Annotated in this window: 6 protein-coding genes; all 6 read right to left on the bottom strand. The window is 57.1% G+C overall.

The genetic code is table 11. The features are described 5' to 3' along the window. Positions 1–405 precede the first annotated feature (405 nt). The 6 genes from QZ170_RS08920 to QZ170_RS08895 all read right to left on the bottom strand — a co-directional run bounded on the left by QZ170_RS08920 (position 406) and on the right by QZ170_RS08895 (position 6,534). The gene (locus QZ170_RS08920; protein WP_297180124.1) at positions 406–957 is read right to left on the bottom strand and encodes an FHA domain-containing protein; all 552 of its coding nucleotides are present in this window, start codon (positions 955–957) and stop codon (positions 406–408) included. Positions 958–970: 13 nt separating this feature from the next. Beyond that, a complete protein-coding gene (locus QZ170_RS08915; RefSeq protein ID WP_297180122.1) occupies positions 971–2,683 on the bottom strand; it encodes a S41 family peptidase in 1,713 nt (570 codons plus the stop codon). A gap of 52 nt (positions 2,684–2,735) precedes the next feature. Continuing rightward, positions 2,736–3,437 (bottom strand): YggS family pyridoxal phosphate-dependent enzyme, encoded by a 702-nt coding sequence (locus tag QZ170_RS08910; RefSeq protein WP_297180119.1) that lies wholly within the window; start codon positions 3,435–3,437, stop codon positions 2,736–2,738. After that, the gene (locus QZ170_RS08905) at positions 3,418–3,864 is read right to left on the bottom strand and encodes a DUF4494 domain-containing protein (protein WP_297180116.1); all 447 of its coding nucleotides are present in this window, start codon (positions 3,862–3,864) and stop codon (positions 3,418–3,420) included. Before QZ170_RS08905 ends, QZ170_RS08910 begins: the two co-directional genes overlap by 20 nt. Before the next feature lie 37 nt (positions 3,865–3,901). Next, positions 3,902–5,725 (bottom strand): long-chain fatty acid--CoA ligase, encoded by a 1,824-nt coding sequence (locus QZ170_RS08900; RefSeq protein WP_297180113.1) that lies wholly within the window; start codon positions 5,723–5,725, stop codon positions 3,902–3,904. A gap of 161 nt (positions 5,726–5,886) precedes the next feature. Continuing rightward, positions 5,887–6,534, bottom strand: a complete 648-nt coding sequence (locus tag QZ170_RS08895; protein ID WP_297180110.1) for an NAD(P)H-binding protein — start codon at positions 6,532–6,534, stop codon at positions 5,887–5,889. Positions 6,535–7,555 lie beyond the last annotated feature (1,021 nt).

Below are 7,555 nucleotides of genomic sequence, written 5' to 3'. Positions count from 1 at the left end.
GTGTGTACACAACTGTATACCCACGTGTACACAACTGTATACACGCGTGTATACAACATCGCTCTAACTATATCCTTTGTAGGGCTCGCTTGTATGTCTATTCCTTGGGGATAATGCCTAGGATCTCTAGTGATGGGCTAAGGCTCTCTGGGATATAAAATAATACCCCCAAAGATCCAAAGGCAGGAGTGTGCGAGCGAGATCAAGCGTCGGATCTGGTCTCATCCCCTACCCCACACGTATATTTCCCTCCACTCCTATAGCCTCTACACCCTAGAGCCACACGACATCTGGGCGCACCCCACCCTCCGCCAACACGTATAACGGAGATATACAAAGAGGACAGCCAACCCAAGGTAATGGGCTGGCTGTCCTTATCTCTATAGAAGTCTATGAGAGACGTGTCTACTCTAGGGCGAGGTCTTCGCTCAGGGGCTCATCACTGAAGATAATGCTTGTAGCCCCTAGGGTAATGACGTCTCCGGGCTCGAGGTAGCACCATTCTCGTGGCTCTAGGATACGTCCCCCGACGAAGGTACCTACACGGCTATCGTCATCGGAGAGAGCGTAGCGTAGACGTCCCGTCTTGCCCTCGGTGACTCGGATACAGGCATGGTGTCTGTCCATACTCGGGTCAGCTGTGATAACGGGTATATCTGTCTGGGTATCCCGATTGCGCCGGCCGATATGATTGTCCCCGAGGAAGAGCGGGAAGAGCTGCTTGTAGCCGAAGACATTCTCTAGGACAACGAGGTGTCCCACAGAGGGTCTGTCAGGGCGAGACTGCTTCGCCACCTTCGTCTGCCCCTGGGGGAGACGAAGGCGTAGGTTGAGCTGGTGCGCACACTGGGGACAGACCAGAGAGATACGCTCCTCCCCCTGGGCGATGAGCTTAGAGAGGTGCTCACGGCTCAAGGGGATAGCTGTATCACACTTAGGGCAGAAGATCTTCTTCATCTACACCGATGCTCTACTGTACGGGCTTCGCAGCCATATCAGCAGACTTCTTTGGGGTGAGGAGGCTACGGTAGCGAGCCGTATCCTCTAGTAGTGTACGGGCAGCCTCTACGGTCTTGTCCTCACGTATGCTCCGCTCCAGCGCACCCCTATTGTAGTAGTAGCGGGTGAGGATAGCTGCCGTCAGATACTGCTCTATCTGGGGGCGGTGATACTGTAGGTCGTGCTCGAGGTCGGGGACAAGGAGGGCCTTGAGTCGCTCAAAGGCTTCCTTACCCTTGCTGTAGTAGCCCTCGAACTTAGCTATCTCCTCGAGCTTGGAGAGCTCCTTGCTGCTCTGCCGGTCGTAGTCGAACTTCTTGTCGATCATCCACCGCGAGAAGCTCGCATAGTCGGCATCCGTGAGGTGGAAGTCTCGAGGCGAAGCGATCGACTTGTGGGTACGTACATAGTCGGTGATCCAGTCGAAGGCATGATGGTTGTAGCGCAGGTACATCAGCATCGTGGGGATCGTATCCTGAGCGATCGCTACGTCGGGGAGGATCCCCCCAGCATCCCGCACCTCACGACCAGCTCGGGTGTGGAAGATATGGGTGAGGCTATCGGGGAGGATCGTAGCCCCTCTCCCCTCACGGAGCGACTGGTAGTCGATACGCTGGATACAGCGCCCACTGGGGATGTAGTACTTGGCTGTGGTGAGCTTGAGCGTGCCGTCGTAGGGCAGGGACATGGTGGTCTGTACGAGCCCCTTGCCGTAGCTCTTTACCCCGAGGACGACGGCCCTATCCATATCCTGTAGTGCCCCACTGACGATCTCGGAGGAGGAGGCGGACTGGGCGTTGATCAGCACCACTAGGGGGATCTCGGTGTCTAGGGGCTTGTCGGTCGTACGGTAGATAGCGTTCTGCCCACGTCCCTCACGCCCCTTGGTTGTCACGACGACCTCCCCTGCTGGGACGAAGAAGTTCACGATCTTGATCGCCTCGTCGATGAGTCCCCCGCCATTGTCCCGGAGGTCAAGGATGAGGCTCTTGATGTGCTCCTTGTCCTTGAGCTGGAGGAAGGCTTTCTTGACCTCGGCGGCAGCCGTGTTGGGGAAGCTCGTGAGGGAGATATAGCCACAGTCCTTGCCGAGGACACCGTAGTAGGGGACGGGATTGACCTGGATCTTCTGTCTGCGGAACTCGATCAGCCGAGGCTTAGCCTCCCCTGGACGCTGGATGAGGATGCTGATCTTGCTGCCTGGTGTCCCCTTGAGGGCTGCACTGACGTCCTCGGAGGTCGAGCGACGGAAGTCCTTGCCATCGACCTCTAGGATCACGTCTCCGGCTCGTAGGCCTGCCAGAGCAGCGGGCATACCCTCCATAGGATCGTTGATGACGACGGTGCTATCGGGGCGCTGGGAGATGACCGAGCCGATACCCGCATACTCCCCAGTGGTCATGATCTTGAGCTTGTCGTTGTCCTCTGACGAGTAATACTCCGTATAGGGGTCTAGGCTCTCAAGCATACTAGTCAGCCCGATGCGGCTGAGACGCTTGAGGTCCACCGAGTCTACGAAGTGACGCTCCAGCAGAGCCATAGAGGTGCCGAGCACGTCGAGGGCCTGCATATAGCTGTACTTGTTCTTGTCTCCTCGCCTCTGTGTCTCCTTCTGCTGCGCCATCGTGGGGACAGCGGAGAGTATCCCGAGGGCCAGGCTCAGAGCCTTTAGCCAATATCTCATTGTATTATCTTGCTATTCTTATAATATCCTGTCTCGTGGGGTACCTCCCTGCCTAGAGACGCTCCCCGAAGATCGCGGAGCCTATCCTCACTAGGGTCGATCCCTGCGAGAGGGCGATCTGGTAGTCCCCACTCATTCCCATAGAGAGCTCGGTGAAGCTCTCGGGCTGTAGGAGCAAGCCCGAGGTACGTAGGGACTCAAAGGTCGTACGTACCTCTGCAAACTCCCGAGCGACCTGATCCTCATCGGGAACATTGCTGGCCATAGCCATGAGTCCCCGGAGCTCGATCCCCTGCCACTCGGTGGGGGCTGCATGTATCCTGCCTAGGAGCTCGAGGAGCTCCGGGCGGGTGAAGCCACTCTTCGTCTCCTCCTGAGCCACATGGAGCTCTAGCAGGACGGGTATCGTACGTCCTACCCGCTGTGCCTGCCGGCAGATCTCCCGTAGGAGACGCTCACTGGTCACACTCTCTATCACCGAGATGAAGGGAGCGATGTACTTCACCTTGTTGGTCTGTAGCGGGCCGATGAAGTGCCAGACGATGTCGGGATAAGCCTCGTGGAGTCTCTCCCACTTGCCCACTAGCTCCTGCACCCTACTCTCTCCGAAGAGACGCTGGCCAGCCTCGTAGGCACTGACGACGTAGTCGGCTGGGTGAAACTTCGATACCGCCACGAGCCGAGCCGAGCTAGGCAAGCCTGCTCGGATAGACTCTAGGCGAGAGGCGATCACCTCACTTGGCAGGGGCGACATACTGATACACGTCTAGGATCTGCGTATCGGTGATCGAAGCGATCTCGTAGGTCGCCATCTGACCATCTAGCTGTGCCGAGAGCTCGGTGACGGCATTCGGGAGGCTATCTGACTTGACGATCATCGTAGCCGAGGTCTTCTTCTCAGAGCCACTCTTCTCGTCGATGGTGATGAAGTTCACCTTGGCTCGGTAATAGCGGTCGGCCTCGGGAGCCCCTTCGAGGAAGAGCTCGGCGATACGTGCACGGCGGATATTGACGACCTCCAGCTCCCCCATGGATACGAGCGGGCTCACCTCCTCGATGATCCGCTTCTCGGCTTCGGTGAAGCTCAGGGCATCGACCAAGTAACTCTCGGAGACCTTCTTCAGTCCCATATTGTCGGCCTGACGCTCATAGGAGACCTTACATTCAAACCAATAGTTCATCTCTGCTGTCTTGTATTTTCGTTGTTCGTTTATGTGGTTATTCCTTGTACATCTCAGCGATCTCGGTGGCGTAGTGCTCATTGACGACCTTGCGGCGGATCTTGAGGGTGGTGGTCAGCTCGCCCTTCTCGATGGAGAAGGGCTCGGTGAGTAGGACGAAGCGCTTGACCTTCTCGTACTGTGCCACGCCACAAAGGGCCTGCTCGATGTGGGTCGTCACTAGGCGATGGACCTCGTGTGACTGAGCCAGCTCGGCCTCGCTGAGCTCGGCATTGACTCCACGCTGCTTAGCCTCGCGGCGCACCACCTCCCAGTTGGGGTAGATCAGGGCGCTGACGAACTTGTAGCCATCGCCGATGATCGCTACCTGCTCGATGATGGGGTCTACAGTCAGTAGCCCCTCAAGCATCTGGGGGGCGATATACTTCCCGTTGGCGGTCTTGAAGAGATCCTTGATCCGCTCCGTGAAGTAGAGGACATCCCCCTGCATCCGCCCTGCATCCCCCGTACGGAAGTAGCCATCGGCGGTGAAGGCCTCTGCGTTAGCCTGAGGATTATTGTAGTAGCCCGTGGTGACGGTCGGCCCTTTGAGCTGGATCTCGCTCGTCTCGGGGTCTATCCGCACGCTTAGGGCGGGCATGATCGTACCTATAGACTGCAGGTCGAAGCCCACCAAGGGGCAGGAGCTGACCGTAGCAGTCGTCTCCGAGAGGCCGTAGCCGACGACCATCGGTACATTGATCGAGCGCAGGAAGCGGTAGATCTCGGGCGAGATGGCCGCACCAGCCGTCGGGAAGAAGCGACCACGCTGGAGCCCGAGGGTCTTCTTGACCTTGGCAAAGAGCGTGTGGTCATAGACCTTGTAGGCGAGGCTCAGTAGGAGTGGGGGACGCTTCCCCTCGTTGACGTAGTCGAAGAAGTAGCGATCACCCACACGGATCGCATGCCGCATGATCCCACGTATGGGGGCGGGTGCTTGGTCTATCTTGTCCTGTACCCCGATGTAGACCTTTTCCCAGAAGCGGGGGACGTTGCTCATCATCGTCGGGCGCACCATGGGTAGGGCATTGAGGATCTTCTTCGGGTCGCTCAGGATAGCGATGGAGCACCCCATACTCAGACAGAGGTAGGTCCAGGCCTTCTCGAAGATATGATTGAGGGGCAGGAAGCACATCGATATATCTCGGGGCGAGATGAAGGGGTACTTCAGCTGATGAGCATAGACCTGCTCGATGAAGTTGCTGTGGTGTAGCATCACCCCCTTGCTCTGTCCCGAGGTGCCCGAGGTGTAGATGATGACTGCCAGGTCTGTCGCTAGAGCTTGGCTGGAGGTGACATTGGCCTTGTTCTCATAGGTCACTGAGTCTCCACGGCGGATGAACTCCTCGTAGTACATCGAGGTCGTATCTCCCTCGGCCAAGACGACCTCGGGGTCGATGATGATCAGCCGACGCAGGCACTGGCTACGCTGCTGGACTTCGTAGGCGTTGTTGTACTGAAACTGCCCCCCGACAAACATCGTCTCCACCCCAGCATCCTCCACCGAGAAGGCGACCTGATCGGGGGTGTTCGTTGCGTAGAGGGGTACAGAGACGCCACGCATCATGAAGATACCCAGCTCGGTGCAGAGCCCCTGCACTGTATTGGGCGAATAGATACCGATCCGATCGCCCACCTTCGTCTGTAGGTAGGCGAGCCCCTTGGCGGCGGCAAGGCAACGGTCGGCCACCTGCTCCCCGTTGAGCTTCACCCACTTCTCACTCTTGCGGCTGTAGTAGCGGAGCAAGGGCTTGTTGGGGTAGCGCGTACGGAACTGATGGGGATACTCCGCTAGGTGATACTTGGGGTATGGAGGCGTCATTGATAGCTGTATTGCTTACTGTTATTTAGTACATACCTGAGAGGGGAGACGCTGCGGGCTAAGGCTCTCTGATCATCCCCCTCCGTCCTACAAAGATAGCCTAAATAGAGCAGTCACACAGCTACCTATCCCGAGCTCCCAGCCCCCCCTCTGGAGCACAGCTAGTGCCGAGGACGTTCCTGGAGCTCAGGCCCCTCTAGGACATGGAGCCCTACTGGGCACTCTAGGGCAAGGGCGATCATCCGTCTGGCGACCTGCGCCGTCGCTATCGGAGTCTGTCGCCGAAGGAGGCCAAAGCGGTTCGCCAGACGGAGCACACGCCCCGCCCATACCTCCAGGGGACGATCCGAACCCTGCCGTAGGAGTAGGGGCGGACGGACGATGATCAGACGCTCGAAGCCCAGCTGCCCAACAGCCTCCTCCAGCTCCCCCTTCATCCTAAGGTAGAAGGCCGAGGAGCGAGCCGAGGCACCCACAGCTGACACTAGGACTAGGGTCGAGACACCTCCCTGACGGGCACTGCGTGCAAAGCTCGCTTGGTAGTCGTGGTCTACGACGTACTGTGCTTCCCTACTTCCCGCAGCCTGCCGTGTCGTACCGAGGCAACTGAAGGCGACATCTCCCTTGACCTCCTCAGCCCAACTCGCTGGCTGGGCAAAGTCTACAATATAGGTACGTAGCTTGGGGTGCTCTATCCCCATAGCACGACGCACGAAGACACGTACCTCGGTGAAGGCGGGATGATCGAGGAGCTGTGCCACGAGGTCTCGTCCCACGGCACCCGTTGCTCCGATGACTAATGCTCTCATATTCTCTATCTCTTCTCTCAGTATATATGGATCGTTCTACAGCTTCGACGAAGGCCCGCCGAGGTACCCTACGGCACCTCTCCTAACGGTCATCCGGAGAGTCCCCCCCGAACGAATATAGGCTACCCCTTTTGACTCCTTCAAGGGGTGACTTGATGATCATCCGGGAAGTCTACCGAACAAGTATAGACCACCCCCTTTTGACTCCTTCAAGGGGAGGCTTGATGGTTATCCGGGAAGGCTACCGAACAAGTATAGACCACCCCTTTGACTCCTTCATGGGGAAGTTTGATAATCATCCGAGAAGGCTATCGAACAAATATAGGCCACCCCTTTGACTCCTTCATGGGGAGGCTTGATGGTCATCCGGGAAGGCTACCGAACAAGTATAGACCCCCCTTGGACTCCTCCAAAGGGGAGGCCTGATGGTCATCCGGGAAGGCTACCGAACAAGTATAGCCCCCCCCTTTGACTCCTTCAAGGGGAGGTCTGATGGTTATCCGGGAAGTCTACCGAATAAATATAAATATAGGGGACAAGCCTTGAGCTCCCAGAGGATGCCTGCTCGTCGAAAGTCTGCACTCAATACAAACGTATACCTAATAGGTCAAACGTATATCCCCCTCTTCCTTCACACCTACAAAAGCCTCCATCCGAGCAGGGCTAATGCATGATCTCTTCGGGTGTTCTCTACCCATTTCCTCATCGAACATACTATTTCATCACCAAGAGGGAGGTATCTCCGTATCCTCTGTATACAATGGAGTACCTCAAGTATTTGCCTCGAGAGAGGTGCAGACGAGAGACCTTCAGCGGGCATACTTAGAGCGAGGTAGTGTACACGTGTGTACACTATAGTATACCCACGTGTACACTGTTGTATACCTGCGTGTACACTTCACCCTCCTAGGTAGTAGCTATGCACTGAGGGTATCCACGCCTAGGATACAGATGTCCCCACCTCGCATCTCCGTCCTACCCGACCTTCTCTGCCTTCCCCAACCTCTCCGAGCTCCTAACC

Source organism: uncultured Porphyromonas sp. (assembly GCF_905372525.1).
Lineage (GTDB): Bacteria > Bacteroidota > Bacteroidia > Bacteroidales > Porphyromonadaceae > Porphyromonas.
This window is presented reverse-complemented; position numbering and strand designations above follow the sequence as displayed.